Source organism: Kribbella sp. NPDC003505 (assembly GCF_040610875.1).
Classification (GTDB): domain Bacteria; phylum Actinomycetota; class Actinomycetes; order Propionibacteriales; family Kribbellaceae; genus Kribbella.
Map to the genome: position 1 here is coordinate 94,305 of NZ_JBEXNA010000002.1, position 17,309 is coordinate 111,613.

Genomic DNA, 17,309 nt, shown 5'->3' on the forward strand with positions numbered 1-17,309 from the left:
GTGCCGAGAGTGCGCCGATCCGCGCCCCGGCGACAGATCCGGGGACTTAAGGAGCGGTTACGACGGGCGGCGGGCAGACCGCGGGCCCGGTGGAAGTAGGGTGTGGCCCGGTGGGGTGGCGATGGGGGACCGGCTGGAGGGTTGATGGTGGATCGGCGGCGCAGCGTACGGACGGCGTTGGTGGGCGAGGCGCTGCGCGTGGCGTTGGCGGGACGTGAGCGGACCGACCCCGGCGCCGGGCTGGACATCGTCGACCTCGGCGGCGGGACCGGCGGCTTCGCCGTTCCGCTGGCGGTCGAGGGGCACCGGGTGACGGTGGTCGACCCGAGCCCGGACGCGCTGGCCTCACTCGAGCGCCGCGCCCGCGACGAAGGCGTCAGCGAACTGGTTCGCGGTGTCCAGGGCGACGCCGCGGAGCTCCCCGGCCTGGCGGGAGAGTCGAGCGCGGACGCCGTGCTGTGCCACGGGGTGCTCGAGGTCGTCGACGACCCGGTCCAGGCGCTGCAGGCGATGGCCTCGGTGCTGCGCGAGGGCGGCGTACTCAGTCTGCTGGTTGCCCAGCGCAACGCCGTCGTCCTGGCGCGGGCGCTCGCCGGTCACCTGGCCGAGGCGCGGATCGCGCTGCAGGACCCGGACGGGCGCTGGGGTGCGACCGACCCGATGCCGCGGCGGTTCGACGAGGCCGGGATCACCGGGCAGCTGGCGGACGCCGGATTCATGGTCCACACCGTGCACGGCGTCCGGACGTTCGCGGACCTGGTGCCGTCGGCGTTCGTCGACTCCGAGCCGGGCGCGGCCGACTCGCTGGCCGAGCTGGAACGTGCGGCCAGCCAGCACCCGGCGTTCCGCGCACTCGCGACGCAGCTGCACATCCTCGCCACCCGCTGACCGGCGCCGCGACGGAGGGTGACGAGAGCACTACCTGCGGCGCGCCCGGCGGACGCTTGCTGTCAACCGGCTGTGAGCGACACGCCGAAGGACACAGGTTTGGGACCGGTCCGGCCAGGGCAGTTGCGGGACCGTGACGCGCTGGACAGCCGGTCAGGGTTTCGTGTGACGCGGGCGCGGCCTAGACTGGAGGCGGCCTATCGAGATCGCGCTCATCATGGAGGGATCGACGGTGCCCCTCTCGGAAGAAGAGCAGCGCCAGTTCGAGCAGCTCGAACGTGCCCTTGCTGCGGAAGACCCGAAGTTCGTTTCCGCCATGCGTGGGACCAATGTGCGCTTGTACTACAAGCGCCGGGCAGTGCTTGCCGGCGTTGGATTCGTGCTGGGCATCGCGGTGCTGATGACCGGTGCGATCATTCCCAACACCATCATCGGAGTCATCGGCTTCGTGATGATGGTGGCGTGCCTGTACGTCGCGGCGCTGAGTATGAAGCGGATCAGCAACGCGGGGGAGTCCGACGACATCCCGCCGCCTCCGCCGACGAAGCGGCACCGGACCAAGCACGATTCGTCCGGCAGCTTCATGGAGCGTATGGAAGACCGCTGGCGCCGCCGCCGCGACGAGGATCTCTGACCGCTTTCGAGCACCGCCGGACCCTTCTCGAGACCTTTCGACCGCACCCGTGCCCTGGTGGAACGGGTGCGGTCGTTTCTCGGCCCTCCGACGTGACACCGTTCGTCCATGCTCACTATCGGACGCCTGGAATCCACTGACCGTGCCGCATGGCAGACCCTGTTCGGCGGCTACAACGAGTTCTACGGCCGCACGATGCCGGACGAGTTCTTCGAGCAGGCGTGGACCAGGTTCCAGCGTGACGAGGAGATCCACGCGCTCGGCGCCCGCCTGGACGGGCACCTGGTCGGCATCGTTCACTTCCTGACGCACGCGAGCACGACAGCGCCGGACTCCTGCTATCTGCAAGACCTGTTCACTGCGCCCGAGGCCCGCGGGCGCGGTGTGGCGCGGGCGCTCATCGCAGCCGTCACCGACTGGGCCCGCGACCGTGCGTGCGGGCGCGTGTACTGGTCGACGCAGGAATCGAACGCGACCGCCCGCCGGCTCTACGACCAGGTGGCCGAGAACCGGGGGTTCATCATCTACCAGATCCCGCTGTGAGTCAGTTGGTGTGCGGGCGCTTCGGAAGAATCAGCGAGCGCAGCCGGGCCAGGAGCAGGTCGAAATCGTCGAGCAGGTCGGACGCCTCGGTGGTGCCCCGGCTCAGGTACCAGCGCCAGGAGGGCGGCAGCAACCGCGCCCGCCAGCGCCGGCGGAGCCGGGCCTGGGACCAGAGCGCGTTGCGTACGGCGGCCGCGTCCGCACGCAGGTCCAGTTCGCGATGCGTGTCCTCGGCGTACCGCAGCGCCTCGATCCCACGGGCCAGCCGGCGGGCGGCGCCGTGGTTCTCCTCGGGGAGCTTGGACACCAGCCACTGACCGGCTTGCCGCGGCGTCGCGATGTCGGACCAGTCGAGGCCGAGATCGCGCGAGGTGTCCCGGATCTCCGCCCACAACCCTTCGGCCGCGGCCCGTCCCGGTGGCCGCAGGAAGCGCCGGCGCCGGGTCAGCGTGCGGATCAGCCAGGGGACGCAGAGCAGCAGGACGACGCCCAGGCCGGCCGCGATCGCCTTGCCGCCGCCGTTGGTGAACCAGTTGCCGGAGTCAACGATCACGGAACCGTTGTCGTTCGGCAGGTTCGGGTCGTTCCGCGGGCGGGTGGCACCGGGGGTCTCCCGGTCGCCCGGCGTGGTCGGCACGTTGGTCGGCGCAGTCGTCGGGTTGGTCGGGTTCTCGGTGGCGGCGATCGTCCAGTTCGGCGTGGCCGAGACGCGGGCGGACGGCGTCGGCTCGAACCGGACCCAGCCGACGCCCTGGAAGTACAGCTCCGGCCAGGCGTGCATGTCGTGCATCCGCACCGTGTAGTCGCCGTCCTTGCCGGCGGTGCCGGGCAGGAAGCCGATCCCGACCCGGGACGGGATCCCGATGATCCGGGCCATCAGGGCCATCCCGGTGGCGAACTGCTCGCAGTACCCTTCCTTGTTGGTCAGCAGGAAGTCCTCGAGGGCCGCCATGCCGCTGCCCTTGGCGTTCTGCGTGCTGTAGGTGAAGCCGCCGCCGCTGCGGAACCAGTTCTGGATCAGGACGGCCGCCTCGAACTTGTTGTCCTTGGCCGCGGCGGTGATCTCGTAGGTCTTCTGCTTGATGTCGGCCGGCGTCCGCTGCGGCACGACCGACGTGTACTGGTCGGGGGCGCCGGTGGTGATCGCGTCGTGCAGCTGCTCCGGGCTCGGCTGCACGTCGTACGACGTCAGCTTGTACTTCTTGCCGCCGACGATCGAGCCGTTCGACGAGACCACGTCCAGCGAGCCGGCGTCGTAGCGCCAGTCCTTCTTCAGCGAGATCGAGCGCAGCGGGTACGGAACCGGGGCGAACTGGGACCGGAACGTGCGGGTGACGTCGATCTCCATCGACGTCTGCGGCACCTTCGACAGGTCGCCGGTGTAGCCCGGCGGCGGGGTCAGGTCGCCGCCGCCGATCTTCTGCCCGGGGGAGCGCGGCGCGATCCGCCAGGTGTTGCCGTCGAACAGGTCGAGCGCGGTCAGCCGCAGGTACGTGCCGCCGGTCGCGCCGCCCTTGTAGGTGAGCGCCACCACGTTGTCGCCGCGCTTCAGGTTCTTGCCCATGTCCAGCATCGGGTCGGTCGACGAGATGCTCGCCCCGATCCCGCTGCCGCTCCCGCCGCCGGCCAGACCGTTGCCGATGACGCCTTCCGGCAGCGTCGGCAGCAACGCGGGCAGCAGCGCGGCGATCGCGACGACGCTCAGCCCGATCCGGCGGCCGGCCTGCCCGAGCGCCGACGCCTCGACGGGCTCGGCCGCGTCGAGATGCGAGACGCCGGAGATCCGGCGCCCCCAGCGGCTCAGCCGGCTGCGGCCCTCGGCGGACAGCAGCAGGATGTACCCGATCGCGGGCGGGATGAACAGCAGCCACGGCAGCCCGCCGTGCACGGTCGCGGCGGGCACCGTGTACATGATCAGCAGCAGCAACCCGGACCAGGCGGCCTGGCGCAGCTGGACGGCGATCACGTGGATCAGGAATCCGGCCGCCGAGATCACCGACACCGCGAACAGCGTGAGATGCGAGTCCTGGGGCAGCGGCGCACTGAACCGGTTGATCGAGTCCATCGCGTCGACCATCTGCGCGTTGAACTCGAGCGCCGTCGCCTTCAGCGGCAGCACCCCGAACTTCATCGTGTCGTGCAGGAAGAACAGCGACAGCAGCTCGACCAGCACCACCAGCTGGACGATCGGTACGACGATGCGCGGGGCGCGCAGGTTCTGCAGCAGGACGCCGACCCCTGTCATCAGCGCGCACAGGAACGCGCTGATGAACAGGAACGGGCCGGAGAACACCGGCGTGAGGACCATCGACCCCAGCACGGTCGCTCCCCAGGCGGCAAGGGAAATCCTGGCGTGACCGGTCATCGGGAATCACCGCCCGAGGACCCGTCGCGACGGAGTCGCGACCTCTGTACTGTCATGCGATTCGTCCGCTTCGTAGGCCTAGCCCGGACCATACGGTCGGGAGGTGGTCGCCGCGGCGGACTCTGGCGACTCGCCAGCCGTTCCGGCGCAGCTCGTTCTCGGTGGCGTCTGTGGCGGCGGTCAGCCGGGCCGCCTTCTCGGTCGCCTCGGCGCCGACCGCCCAGCTCGCGGCGTCCAGCACCAGCGCGACACCGGTCGCCTGGCTGGTCCGCCAGCGGTTCAGGGCGGTGACGTCCTCACTGCCGCAGGCGCCGACGATGGCAATCACGAGGCTCGGGTCCTGCGCGTGCCGGTCGACGGTCAGCAACGGGCCGAGCTCGGCGTACTTGTGCTCCTCGACCGTCGCGCACTCGGTGAGCAGCTGCTGCTGCGTGAGCGGCTGGTGCACCGCCGCGGACGACCGGTGCGTGATCGCCGACAGCGTGGTCGGCCCGCCGAGCATCGTGGTGACGTAGCCGCGCCGCATCCGGTCGATACCGATCGAGGCGGCGGCGCTGACCGCCCACTCCAGGCTGGACGACGGGCCGTGCCCGTGGTGCGAGATCGTCCGCGCGTCCAGGAACAGCGCGCACCGGCTCTGCCAGGGCTGCTCCTCGCGACGGACCATCAGCTCGCCGCGGCGCGCGGTCGACCGCCAGTGCACCCGGCGCAGGTCGTCGCCGTCGCGGTACTCGCGGACCGTCGCGTCCTCCTCGCCGGCGGCCGCGATCGCCCGCGGCCGGTTCTCACCGGATCCGGCGCGGTCCGCGCCGAGCCTGATCTCCGGCAGCTTGTAGACCCGTGGCGTGACCAGCAGGTGCTGGCTGCGGGTGAACGTCCGGGTCGTCTCCACCAGCCCGAACGGATCGGCCACGGTCAGCATCAACGGGCCGACCTGGAACAGGCCGCGGACGTCGGACTTGACCGGGTACGTGACGGTCCGGCGCCAGTTCGGGCTGACCCGGTCGACGACGAACCGCGGGCGGTGGCCCAGTACATAAGGAATACGGTCCTCGAGCAGCAGCAGCCCCGCGGGCATCCGGCCCTGGTTGCTCAGCGCCAGCTCGACGGTCGCCGGCGTCCCGACCGGCACCTGGTCCGGCGCGAGGCTGCGGCGTACCTGGAGCCGCAGCCGGGTCCGGCCGACGACGAGCGCCGCCACGACCGGCAGCGCGGCCAGCAGGATGCCGACGCGCAGCAGGTCCTTCTGACCGAGAAGGAGAGCGCACAGCGAAGCCGTGAGACCGGCCGCGACGAACGCCCGCCCTCTGGTGGTCAGTCCGCGCAAAGCCTGCCGCATGTCTCAGTCCCGGCGGGTGCGGGGGAGCGGCACGCTCGCCACGAGTCCGGAGATGATGTCGGCCGCACCGCGCCCACCGAGATGCGCTTCGGCCGCCGGCAGTACGCGGTGCGCGAGCACCGGTGCCGCGAGCTCCTGGATGTCGTCCGGCAGCACGAACTCCCGCGAGTCCAGCGCGGCCGCCGCGCGCGCGGCGCGGATCAGGTGCAGCGTCGACCGCGGGCTGGCGCCCAGCCGGAGCTCCTGCGAGCGGCGGGTCGCGCCGACCAAGGCCACGGCGTACTCCTTCACGGACTCCGACACGTGCACCGACTGCACCGTCTTCACCAGCCGGAGGATCTGCTGGCCGTCGGTGACCGGCTGCAGGCTCTGCAGCGGGTCGTCGGCCGCGTGGCCGTCCAGCATCCGCAGCTCGGCGGCCGGCTCCGGGTAGCCCATCGACACCCGCGCCATGAACCGGTCGCGCTGCGCCTCCGGCAGCGGGTACGTGCCTTCCATCTCGATCGGGTTCTGCGTCGCGATCACCATGAACGGCGCCTCGAGCTGGTACGTCGTGGTGTCGACGGTGACCTGACGCTCCTCCATCGACTCCAGCAGCGCGGCCTGCGTCTTCGGCGAGGCGCGGTTGATCTCGTCGCCGACGACGATGTTCGCGAACACCGCACCGGGCTTGAACTCGAAGTCGCGGATCTCCTGGTTGAAGACCGAGACGCCGGTGATGTCCGACGGCAGCAGGTCCGGCGTGAACTGGATCCGTCGCACGCTGCAGTCGATCGACTTCGCCAGCGCCTTGGCCAGCATCGTCTTACCGACACCCGGTACGTCCTCGATCAGCAGATGCCCCTCGGCCAGCAGAACCGTGACGGCGACCTCGACGACGTCGGACTTGCCCTCGATCACCTGTTCCATGGCCCGCCGGACTCGGCCCGCCACCTCGGACAGCTCGTCGAAGTCCCCGGCTCCTGCCAGCGGCGAGCTGGTCGCGGTGCTGCTCACTCTGTGTCCTCCCCATTCGTTGACTGCCGACACATTCTGTCCCGCTGCGGGGGTCGGGCCTAGAGTCGCGGAAGTTTCGTTACCTGGCGTTTCGGTGTCCATCGGCGCACGCCCTCACGGCGGGGTCGGAAAAGTCTTCCCCCCAGCGTACGGGCGGTGAAAGCGGCGTGCGGGGCGTACGACGCTGCGAACCGCTGTCTGGTTCACGGTCCGCACCACAGAAAAGTTCATCCGACGAACCCGCGACGACCGACCTTGAGCACCGACCAACCGTTTTCGGCGCCTCCGAAGGGTTGGCCCGTGCCCAAAGTCGACTTCGCGATGCCGTCCTCCACTTTGCTCCACTGCGTCCTCCACTTCGCTCCACAGGGGCTCGTAGAGGCGGGGTGTGGGGACGGTTGAGGCGGCAGCGACACGCTGGCGCTGAGCGTGAATTCAGGCGGCACAGGGGCGTAATGGGGCGGAAGTTGGTTGACGGTGGTGGAAAGTGGAGTAAGGTGGAGCGCAGTGGAACTGAAGTGGTGGAAACACTCGCCTGAGTCGGAGAGTCCGCAACGGGGAGGTGGAGCGTGTTCCTCGGAACTCACTTCCCCAAGCTCGACGACAAGGGCCGGCTGTTCCTGCCGGCGAAGTTCCGCGACGAGCTCGCCGACGGTCTGGTGATCACCCGTGGACAGGAGCGATCGCTGTCCGTGTGGCCGGAGCGTGAGTTCGTCCAGCTGACCGAGCAGTTGAAGCAGGCCCCGATCACCAACAAAGGTGCCCGGGACTACCTCCGGATGCTGTTCGCCGGCGCCTCGAACGAGATGCCGGACAAGCAGGGCCGGGTCACCATCCCGCCGATGCTGCGCGACTATGCGTCACTGGATCGCGACTGTGTCGTCATCGGGGCGATGAATCGGGTGGAGATCTGGAACACGGAGAACTGGAACCGGTACTCCGCGGAGCAGGAGCAGGCGTTCGCCGACCTGTCCGAGGAAGTACTGCCCGGGATCTTCTGATCATCAAGCTGAACAGTGTGCGAGGACTGGAACACACCGACCGTCCGGTGAGATCACGGGTCCGACTTCCGACCTGGAGTGTTGGCGTCACTTCCCCGGCGCCAAGACCCACAGGTACTTCCCCGGAAGGCGTACCCGCGATCTGACCGGACGGTGCTGTCTCCGGGCCGTCGACGCACCACATGACCTGCGGGGGCAGGGTCGTCCCCGCGGCGACGGGAAGGGTCGAGATGGACGCTGCGGAGCGGCATGTGCCGGTGATGCTGGAGCGCGTCGTCGCGCTGCTGGCGCCGGCGCTCGCGCGACCCGGCGCCGTCGTCGTCGACGCGACCCTCGGCCTCGGCGGTCATTCCGAGGCGTTCCTGCGACAGTTCCCCGAGGTCCGGCTGATCGGCCTCGACCGGGACCCGAACGCGTTGCGGCTGGCCGGCGAGCGCCTGGCCCGGTATCAGGACGCGGACCAGCAGCGGATCACCCTCGTGCACGCGGTGTACGACGAGTTGCCGCGGGTGCTGGCCGACCTCGACGTCCCGGCGATCGACGGCATCCTGTTCGACCTCGGCGTCTCGTCGATGCAGCTGGACGAGGCGGACCGCGGGTTCGCGTACGCGCAGGACGCGCCGCTCGACATGCGGATGGACCCGACCGGCCCGATCACGGCGGCCGACATCGTCAACACCTACAGCGCCGCCGACCTGGCCCGGATCCTGTTCCAGCACGGCGAGGAGAAGTTCGCCCGCCGGATCGCGGACCGGATCGTCCGGGAGCGGGAGACCGCACCGTTCACGAACAGCGCCCGGCTGTCCGAGCTGGTCCGCAACGCGATCCCGCAGGCCGCCCGGCGGACCGGCGGGCATCCGGCGAAGCGGACCTTCCAGGCGTTGCGGATCGAGGTGAACGGGGAGCTCGACGTGCTGCGCCGCGCGCTGCCCGCCGCGCTCGAGGCGCTCGCGCTGCACGGCCGGATCGTGGTGATGAGCTACCACTCGCTCGAGGACCGGATCACCAAGCAGGCGTTCGCGCCGGGCACGAAGTCCGACGTACCGGACGACCTGCCGGTGATCCCGGCAGGGCACGAACCGTATCTGAAGCTACTGACCCGGGGCGCCGAACGGCCGACCGAGGAGGAGGTCGCGGCGAACCCGCGCGCCGCCTCCGCTCGCGTGCGGGCGGCCGAGCGGATCCGGGAGAGGGGACTGGTGGCCTGATGAGTACTGTCTTCAGCCCGCAGAAGGCGCGGGTGACTCCGGTCGCCAGTGGCCCGGCGAAGAAGCCGCAGCCGCGGCTCCGGGTGGTGTACGGCGCGCCGTTCCGGCCGCCGCGGATGCCGTTCGTCATCTTCGTGGTGTCGCTGCTGGCCGCCGGACTGGTCGGTCTGCTGCTGCTGAACACCGAACTGCAGAGCGGCACGTTCAACATCACCAAGCTGAGCTCGCAGGCCGATCAGCTCCGCGACCAGCAGGAGCAGCTGGAGAAGCAGGTCCGGACGCTGGAGTCGCCGCAGAACCTGTCCGACCGCGCGCTGCGGATGGGCATGGTGCCGAACCCCAACCCGGTGTTCCTGCGGCTGTCCGACGGACGGGTGCTCGGCGTACCGGCCGAGGGCAAGGCCGGCGCCGGTACGGCGATGTTCGGGCCGGGGACGCCGACCGGCAACGCGACCGCCAAGCCGCCGGTGAAGCCGGTGACTCCGGTCAAGCCCGTGACGCCGGTCAAGCCGACGGTCGGGACGACCAAGCCGGGCACCACCAAGCCGGGCGCCACCAAGCCGCCCACGACCGCCACGAAACCGCCGGCCGGCACGACCAGGCCGCCGGCCACGACGAAGAAGCCCGCCACGACCACACGGGGATGATCGGATGACGGACCGACGGGGAAACGAGCCGCCGCCACGAAAGCGTGGTGCTGCTCCGGGCCGGGACAACCCGCCCCGCAAGGCTCAACCCCGTCGTCCGTCCGCTACGGACAGTGGTCGCACTGTCCCACCCCGCCCCGAATCCACCCGCGAACGCCTCCTCCGCAAGGCCCGCGAAGAGCAGGAACGCGCACGGGCCGCGGCGGCTCCACGCCCTGTGAAGAAGGCCGCGGCGAAGACGCCTTCCAAGGGAACGCCGGCAGCTCGGAAGCAGGCTCAGCCGACCGGAGCCGCCAAGCGGCCGGTCAAGAAGACTGCGAAGCGCCCGGTCAAGAAAACGGCCTCGGCGAAGAAGCGGCCGCCGCAGAACAGGCCTCGGCCGCGGCCGAAGAAGCGCCGGGTGAAGAAGCCGCCGCGGACGCTGCGGCTCGGGCGGCCGGCGTTGCGGTTGCGGATGACGTTCGGCGTGATGGCGTTCGTGCTGTCGCTGTTCGCCGGGCGGCTCGTGCTGCTCCAGGGCGTGGACCCGGACAGCTACGCCCAGGCGGCGACCAAGGAGAACGCCCGCTCGTTCACCCTGCACGCCAACCGCGGCACCATCACCGACCGCAACGGCGTCGAGCTCGCGGTCACCGAGGACGCGGTCGCGATCACCGCGGACCCGCAGCAGACGAGGCCGGTGGCCGAGCAGCTGGCCGCGATCCTGGCCCCGAAGCTCCCCGGCGCGACGGCCGCGACGCTGGTCGCCGCGATGTCCGGCGCCGGTCGCTTCACCTACCTCGCACGCCAGGTCAGCCCGACCGTGTGGAGCGCGATCCAGACCGAGATCAAGGCCGCGAACGCGCCCATCGTCGAGCAGAACAAGGGCAAGCCGAAGGAGCAGCAGGCTCCGCTGCTGGCCGGCCTCTACACCGAGGAAGACCCGATCCGCAGCCACCCGAACGGCAGCATCGCGGCCACCCTGGTCGGGGTGACCGGCGCCGACGGCAAGGGCCAGTCCGGGCTCGAGTACGGCCTGAACACCAAGCTGTCCGGCAAGGACGGCCAGGCGATGTACGAGGTCGATGCCAAGGGCAACAAGATCCCGAACGCGAACCACACCGTGCAAGAGCCGAAGCCCGGTCTCGGCGTCCAGTTGACCCTGGACACCGACCTGCAGTTCTTCGCCGAGAAGCGGATCCAGCAGGCGGTCACGCAGTACAAGGCGAGCGCCGGCACCGTGGTGGTGATGGACGTCAAGTCGGGTGAGCTGATGGCGCTGGCGAACTACCCGTCGTTCGACCCGAACAAGAAGTACACCTCGAAGGACCTGAACAACCCGGCCCTGGAGCGCAGCTACGAGCCCGGCAGTGTGCAGAAGGTGGTCACGATGGCAGCCCTCGCCGACGCCGGGATCATCGACCTGAACACCAAGCTGAAGGTTCCGGGCAGCATCGACGTGCAGCGCCGCATCATCAAGGACCACTGGTCGCACGACACGATGAACCTGACCATCTCCGGCGTGATCGCGAAGTCGTCGAACGTCGGCACGATCATGGCCGCGCAGAAGATGCCGATCGCGCGGTTCGTGAAGTACCTGCACGACTTCGGTTTCGGCGAGCCGACTGGCCTGAACTTCCCGGGCGAGACCAAGGGCCGGCTGGCCCCGGGCGACGAGTGGCCGGAGATCACCCGCTCGAACGTCGCGTTCGGCCAGGGCCTGTCGGTGAACGCGGTCCAGGAGGCCGCGGCCGTGAACGCGGTCGCCAACGGCGGCGTGTACGTACCGCCGAAGGTGGTCCGCAACTACGTCGACGCGAACGGCAACCAGATCCCGAACCAGACCGCGCCGCCGCGCCGGGTGGTGAGCGAGAAGGCCGCCGAGGAGGTCACGACGATGATGGAGGCGGTGACCGCGAAGAAGGGCACCGCGCCGCAGGCCGCGATCGACGGTTACCTGGTGGCCGGCAAGACCGGTACCGCCCAGCAGGTCGTTCCCGGGACCGGCAAGTACGGCAACTGGGCGACTTCTTTCGCCGGATTCGCCCCGGCCGACAACCCACGGTTCGTGACGTACGTCGTACTGCACGATCCCCAGGGTGCCCGGGGTGGTGGTCTCCAAGGAGGACCGGTGTTCCGAGACGTGATGAGCTACGCGCTGCAGAAGTACGTCGTACCGCCGACCGGTGCGGCGCAGCCGAACATCCCGCTGACGTGGAAGTGACGCCCGGCCTGGCGACACACAGCCTGGTGACGCAGGGTCAGATAGGAGTCACGGGGCCTGGAGCGGTAGCCTCAGGGCCCGTGTCCACCCCTACCGCCGCCGGCGGCGCGGTCGCAGCGATCAGGCCCCGGCACGTCGTGCCGGTGAGTCTCGCCGACCTCGCGAGCGTCGCCCACTCAGCGATGCCGGCAACGCCGCAGGTGTCCGTGACCGGCATCTCCCTCGACTCGCGTTCCGTCCTTCCCGGCGACCTGTACGCCGCGCTGCCCGGCGCGGTCACGCACGGCGCGGAGTACGTCGCGAGGGCCCAGCAGGCTGGTGCGGTCGCGGTACTGACCGACCCGGCCGGAGCGGACCGCGCCGCGGCGACCGGGCTCCCGGTGCTGGTCGTCGACACGCCGCGGAGCGTGCTCGGCGCGGTTGCGTCGCGCGTCTACGGGGAGCCGACCAGTGAGCTCCGGCTGCTCGGCGTGACCGGCACCAACGGCAAGACCACCACGAGTTTCCTGCTGGATTCCGTACTGCGCGAGCTCGGCCCGACGGCGCTGATCGGGACGATCCAGACGCGGATCGGCGACGAGGTCGTGAAGAGCGTCCGGACCACTCCGGAGGCCACCGACCTGCAGGCGCTGTTCGCGGTGATGCGGGAGCAGTCCGTGGCGTGGTGCTCGATGGAGGTGTCGAGCCACGCGCTGGCGATGGGCCGCGTCGACGGCGCGCGCTACGCGGTCGCCGGGTTCCTGAACCTGACGCAGGACCACCTGGACTTCCACAAGACCTTCGAGGACTACTTCCAGGCGAAGGCCTCGCTGTTCACCCCGGAGCGCTGCGATGTCGCCGTGGTGACGATCGACGACGAGTACGGGCGCCGGCTGGCGGCGCAGACCGTCGTACCGACCGTCACCGTGTCGACGAAGGGTGAGGCCGACTGGACCGTGGCAGCCCTGCACCGGTCCGAGCACAGTACGACGGTCATCGACATCCAGGGGCCGGGGGAGACGCTGACGGTCGAGATCGCCCTTCCCGGTGACTTCAACGTCGCCAACGCGCTGCTCGCGACCGCGATGCTGCGGCAGGTCGACGTACCGGCGGAGACGATCGCGGCCGGCTTGCGGACCGCGTCCGTACCGGGCCGGATGGAGACTTTCACCCGGGCGGACGGTCTGGCGGTGATCGTGGACTACGCGCACACGCCGGACGCGGTCGCGCTGGCGCTGCGGGCCGCGCGCGGCGCGACCAAGGGCCGGCTGTTCGCGGTCGTGGGCTGCGGCGGCGACCGGGACCCGGGGAAGCGGCCCGCGATGGGCGCCGAGGCCGCCCGGGCGGCGGAAGTGGTGATCATCACCGACGACAACCCGCGCAGCGAGGACCCGGCGGCGATCCGCGCCGCCGCGCTGGCCGGCGCGCGGGACGCCGTACCGGACGTGGATCTGCGCGAGATCGGTGACCGCCGGCAGGCGATCGCGTCCGCGATCGAGCTGGCCGGCCCGGGCGACACCGTCGTCGTCCTCGGGAAGGGTCATGAGACAGGCCAGGACGTCGGCGGCGTGATCCACCCGTTCGACGACCGCGAAACCGTGCGTGAGTTGCTGGAGGCAGACCGGTGATCCCTGTCAGTTGCGGCGAGATCGCCGACGCCGTCCGCGGCGAGCTCGTGGGTGTCGAGCCCGCGGCCGTCGTGGACGGCCCGGTGGTGATCGACTCCCGGGCCGCCGGACCGGGCGGACTGTTCGTCGCCCTGCCCGGCGAGCGGGTCGACGGCCACGACTTCGTCGGTACGGCGACCGCGGCCGGCGTCACCGTCTCGCTCACCACCCGGCCGGTCGAGGGCTGCCCCTGCATCGTCGTCGACGACGCGCAGCGGGCGCTCGGCGACCTGGCCCGGTTCGTGATCGGCAAGCTGCCCGGCCTGACGGTGATCGCGCTGACCGGGTCCTCGGGCAAGACCAGCACCAAGGACCTGATCGGCCAGCTGATCAGCCCGTACGGCGAGACCGTGGTGCCGGAGGGCTCGTTCAACAACGAGATCGGGCACCCGCTGACCGCGCTGCAGGCGACCGCCGCGACCAAGTACCTGATCGCCGAGATGGGTGTCCGAAGCCTGGGCGACATCACCTACCTGGCCGGGATCACGCCGCCGCAGGTCGGCCTGGTGCTGAACGTGGGCACCTCGCACATCGGCAAGCTCGGGTCGCAGGACAACATCGCGCTCGCCAAGGGCGAGATCATCGAGGCCGTGCGGCCGGGCGGGATCGCGATCCTGAACGCCGACGACCACCGGGTGGCCGCGATGCGGAGCCGGACGACCGAGCGGGTGCTGACCTTCGGCGAGGCGCCCGAGGCCGACGTCCGGGCCACGGACGTCACGATCGACGGCGAGGGGCGGCCCGCGTTCACGCTGCACATCGGCGACTTCGGCGCGGACGTCGGGTTGCGGTTCATCGGCGAGCACTACGTGTCGAACGCGCTCGCCGCAGCTGCGGTCGGGGTCGCGATCGGTCTGACGCCGGAGCAGATCGCCGGCGGCCTGAACGCGGCCACCCGGGTGTCCGCGGCGCGGATGGAGCTCACCGAGCGGCCGGACGGCGTCACCGTCATCAACGACGCCTTCAACGCGAACCCGGAGTCGACCCGCGCGGCGCTGAAGTCGCTGGCCGCCATCGGCCGGTCCCGCGGCGCGCGGACCTGGGCGGTACTCGGCGAGATGCTCGAGCTCGGCGATGTCTCGGCCGACGAGCACGACGCGATCGGCCGGCTGGCCGTCCGGCTGGACGTGAACCGGCTGGTCGTGGTCGGCGAGGGTGCGAAGCCGATCCACCTCGGCGCCTCGCTGGAAGGCTCGTGGGGCAACGAGTCCGCGTTCGTGGAGACCATCCCCGAGGCGCTGGAGTTGCTGCGCAAGGAGTTGCGCGCCGGTGACGTGGTGCTGGTGAAGTCCTCGAAGGCCGCCAAACTGCGCAGCCTCGCCGACGCCCTGCTGGAGGAACAGCAGTGATCTCGATCCTGTTCGGCGGCGCCGTCGCGATGGTGCTGACGCTGCTCGGCACCCGGTGGGCGATCACGCTGCTCGCCAAACGCGGTTACGGCCAGGAGATCCGGGACGACGGCCCGACCACGCACCAGGTCAAGCGCGGCACGCCGACCATGGGCGGCACGGTGTTCATCCTGGCGACGATCATCGGGTACATCGCGGCCAAGCTGTTCACGATGACGCCCCCCAGCGCCTCGGCCCTGCTGGTGCTGTTCCTGTTCGCCGGCATGGGCGCTGTCGGATTCCTCGACGACTTCATCAAGATCTTCCGGCAGCGCAGCCTCGGCCTGCGCAGCAAGGCCAAACTGGCCGGCCAGACGACCATCGCGGTGGTCTTCGCGGTGCTCGCGCTGCAGTTCCCCGACGAGCGCGGGCAGCGGCCGGCATCGCCGTTCATCTCGTTCATCCGGGACATCGGCTGGCTCGAGCTGCCGCTGATCCTGGTCGTGATCTGGATTCTGCTGCTGATCGCCGGCATGTCGAACGGCGTCAACCTGGCCGACGGTTTGGACGGTCTGGCCACTGGCGCGTCGATGATGGTGTTCGGCGCCTACACGCTGATCTGCATCTGGCAGTTCAACCAGAGTTGCGCCACGAACCCCGGTACGAGGTGCTACGAGGTCCGCGACCCGCACGACCTGGCGGTGGTCGCGGCGTCCCTGACCGGAGCGCTCTTCGGCTTCCTGTGGTGGAACGCTTCGCCGGCGAAGATCTTCATGGGTGACACCGGCTCGCTGTCCCTCGGTGGCGCGCTGTCCGGGATGGCCGTGATGACCCGGACCGAACTGCTGGTGCTGCTCCTGGGTGGCCTGTTCGTGATCATCACGGCGTCGGTCATCCTGCAGGTCGGCTACTTCAAACTGACGCACGGGAAACGGCTGTTCCGGATGGCGCCGCTGCACCACCATTTCGAGATGCTCGGCTGGGAGCAGGTGAACGTGGTGATCCGGTTCTGGATCATCCAGGGCCTGTGCGTGGTGATCGGACTCGGGATCTTCTACGCGGAATGGGTGACCGGATGAGTATGGAAACCCGTACCTCCGACGGCTGGGCGACGACCCGGTTCGTGGTGCTCGGCTTCGGTACGGCGGGCTATGCCTGCGCCGACTCGCTGCTCCAGGCCGGCGCCGAGCACCTTGTCGTCCTCGACGACCGCGACACCGAGGCGCTGCGCGAGAAGGCGCAGATCCTGGAGACGCTCGGCGCCACGATCACGCTCGGCCCGGGCAGCACGGCCGAGCTGCCGAAAGACGTCGACGTCGTCGTCACGTCACCCGGCGTACCGCCGCATGCACCGCTGCTCGCGCAGGCGGCCGCGCGGGAGGTGCCGATCTGGAGCGAGATCGAGCTGGCCTGGCGGCTGCGCGACCCGGAGCACGCGGCGCCGTGGCTGTGCATCACCGGCACCAACGGCAAGACCACGACCGTGCAGATGCTGACCGCGATGCTGGAGGCGGCCGGCCACCGCGCAGTTGCCGCGGGCAACGTCGGGCTGCCGCTGCTCGAGGCCGTGATGGACCCCGAGCCGTACGACGTGATCGCGGTCGAGCTGTCCAGCTACCAGCTGCACTACACGCACTCGATGTCGGCGCACGCGGCCGCCGTGCTGAACATCGCGCCGGACCACGTCGACTGGCACGGGTCGCTCGAGGCGTACGCGCAGGACAAGGGCCGGATCTACGAGAACTGCCAGGTCGCGTGCGTGTACAACGTCGCGGACCCGGCCACCGAGCACCTGGTCGAACAGGCCGACGTGATCGAGGGCTGCCGGGCGATCGGCTTCACCCTCGGTACGCCGGGGCTGTCGATGCTCGGCCTGGTCGACGACCTGCTCGTCGACCGCGCGTTCGTGGAGCAGCGCAAGACGTCGGCGCTGGAGCTGGCCTCGATCAGCGACGTCACGCCGCCCGCGCCGCACAACGTCGCGAACGCGCTGGCGGCCGCCGCGCTGGCCCGCGCGTTCGGCGTCCCGGCGACCGCGATCCGCGACGGGCTGCGCGGCTTCCGGCCCGACAAGCACCGGATCGCACACGTCGCGGACGTTGCCGGGGTCAACTATGTCGACGACTCCAAGGCCACCAACCCGCACGCCGCGCAGGCGTCACTGCTGGCCTACGAGCACGTGGTCTGGATCGCCGGCGGTCAGGCGAAGGGCGCGACGTTCGACGAGCTGGTGATCGCGGCGCGCAAGCGTTTGCGGGCGGTCGTCCTGCTCGGGCAGGACAAGGACGTGATCGCCCAAGCTCTCGAGCGACACGCACCGGATGTCCCGAGGATCGTCGTCGAGTCAACCGACACTGGTGCCATGGAGATCGTGGTGGGGGAGGCGGCGAAGCTCGCACAGGTGGGTGACACCGTGCTGCTCGCGCCCGGCTGCGCGTCCTGGGACATGTTCGCCAACTACGGAGCCCGCGGCGACGCCTTCGCCGAAGCCGTACGCCGACTGGGGTGATC

At 70.2% G+C, this 17,309-nt stretch carries 14 protein-coding genes; 11 read left to right on the forward strand and 3 right to left on the reverse strand.

Features of this window, described 5'->3' with window-relative positions; all coding sequences use genetic code 11:
- Window positions 1-144: 144 nt before the first annotated feature.
- The 3 genes from ABZX12_RS04910 to ABZX12_RS04920 all read left to right on the forward strand — a co-directional run bounded on the left by ABZX12_RS04910 (window position 145) and on the right by ABZX12_RS04920 (window position 2,065).
- Complete coding sequence (locus tag ABZX12_RS04910) at window positions 145-888, forward strand: methyltransferase domain-containing protein (RefSeq protein ID WP_355689903.1); 744 nt, start codon at window positions 145-147, stop codon at window positions 886-888.
- Window positions 889-1,120: 232 nt separating this feature from the next.
- Entirely contained in the window at window positions 1,121-1,522 is a 402-nt protein-coding gene (locus ABZX12_RS04915) for a DUF3040 domain-containing protein (protein ID WP_355689905.1), read from the forward strand.
- Window positions 1,523-1,630: 108 nt separating this feature from the next.
- Window positions 1,631-2,065, forward strand: coding sequence for a GNAT family N-acetyltransferase (locus ABZX12_RS04920; protein ID WP_355689906.1), 435 nt, complete (start codon window positions 1,631-1,633; stop codon window positions 2,063-2,065).
- Between the two features lies 1 nt (window position 2,066).
- Here the strand turns inward: ABZX12_RS04920 and ABZX12_RS04925 are convergent, their stop codons facing one another.
- Genes ABZX12_RS04925 through ABZX12_RS04935 form a run of 3 tightly spaced genes read right to left on the reverse strand, consistent with a single transcriptional unit; the run spans window position 2,067 to window position 6,678 of the window.
- The gene (locus tag ABZX12_RS04925; protein WP_355689908.1) at window positions 2,067-4,430 is read right to left on the reverse strand and encodes a DUF3488 and transglutaminase-like domain-containing protein; all 2,364 of its coding nucleotides are present in this window, start codon (window positions 4,428-4,430) and stop codon (window positions 2,067-2,069) included.
- A 52-nt stretch (window positions 4,431-4,482) separates the two neighbouring features.
- On the reverse strand, window positions 4,483-5,769 hold the full coding sequence (locus tag ABZX12_RS04930; protein ID WP_355689910.1) for a DUF58 domain-containing protein: 1,287 nt from the start codon (window positions 5,767-5,769) through the stop codon (window positions 4,483-4,485).
- Between the two features lie 3 nt (window positions 5,770-5,772).
- Window positions 5,773-6,678 carry an AAA family ATPase gene (locus tag ABZX12_RS04935; protein ID WP_355691301.1) on the reverse strand — a complete coding sequence of 302 codons (906 nt, stop codon included), beginning with the start codon at window positions 6,676-6,678 and terminating at the stop codon, window positions 5,773-5,775.
- A 656-nt stretch (window positions 6,679-7,334) separates the two neighbouring features.
- Between ABZX12_RS04935 and mraZ the strand changes: the two genes are divergently transcribed.
- The 8 genes from mraZ to murD all read left to right on the forward strand — a co-directional run bounded on the left by mraZ (window position 7,335) and on the right by murD (window position 17,307).
- Window positions 7,335-7,766 carry a division/cell wall cluster transcriptional repressor MraZ gene (mraZ, locus tag ABZX12_RS04940; protein WP_130446673.1) on the forward strand — a complete coding sequence of 144 codons (432 nt, stop codon included), beginning with the start codon at window positions 7,335-7,337 and terminating at the stop codon, window positions 7,764-7,766.
- Window positions 7,767-7,996: 230 nt separating this feature from the next.
- Entirely contained in the window at window positions 7,997-8,974 is a 978-nt protein-coding gene (rsmH, locus tag ABZX12_RS04945) for a 16S rRNA (cytosine(1402)-N(4))-methyltransferase RsmH (RefSeq protein WP_355689912.1), read from the forward strand.
- Entirely contained in the window at window positions 8,974-9,621 is a 648-nt protein-coding gene (locus tag ABZX12_RS04950) for a hypothetical protein (RefSeq protein WP_355689914.1), read from the forward strand. The genes rsmH and ABZX12_RS04950 overlap by 1 nt, the downstream gene beginning before the upstream one ends.
- 400 nt (window positions 9,622-10,021) lie before the next feature.
- Window positions 10,022-11,824: a penicillin-binding protein 2 gene (locus ABZX12_RS04955; RefSeq protein ID WP_355689916.1), complete on the forward strand. Its 1,803-nt coding sequence runs from the start codon at window positions 10,022-10,024 to the stop codon at window positions 11,822-11,824.
- An 80-nt stretch (window positions 11,825-11,904) separates the two neighbouring features.
- Window positions 11,905-13,431: a UDP-N-acetylmuramoyl-L-alanyl-D-glutamate--2,6-diaminopimelate ligase gene (locus tag ABZX12_RS04960; protein ID WP_355689918.1), complete on the forward strand. Its 1,527-nt coding sequence runs from the start codon at window positions 11,905-11,907 to the stop codon at window positions 13,429-13,431.
- Window positions 13,428-14,819 (forward strand): UDP-N-acetylmuramoyl-tripeptide--D-alanyl-D-alanine ligase, encoded by a 1,392-nt coding sequence (murF, locus tag ABZX12_RS04965; RefSeq protein ID WP_355689920.1) that lies wholly within the window; start codon window positions 13,428-13,430, stop codon window positions 14,817-14,819. Before ABZX12_RS04960 ends, murF begins: the two co-directional genes overlap by 4 nt.
- Window positions 14,816-15,877, forward strand: coding sequence for a phospho-N-acetylmuramoyl-pentapeptide-transferase (gene mraY / locus ABZX12_RS04970; RefSeq protein ID WP_355689922.1), 1,062 nt, complete (start codon window positions 14,816-14,818; stop codon window positions 15,875-15,877). Before murF ends, mraY begins: the two co-directional genes overlap by 4 nt.
- Window positions 15,874-17,307, forward strand: coding sequence for a UDP-N-acetylmuramoyl-L-alanine--D-glutamate ligase (gene murD, locus ABZX12_RS04975; RefSeq protein ID WP_355689923.1), 1,434 nt, complete (start codon window positions 15,874-15,876; stop codon window positions 17,305-17,307). The genes mraY and murD overlap by 4 nt, the downstream gene beginning before the upstream one ends.
- The last annotated feature ends 2 nt before the right edge of the window (window positions 17,308-17,309 follow it).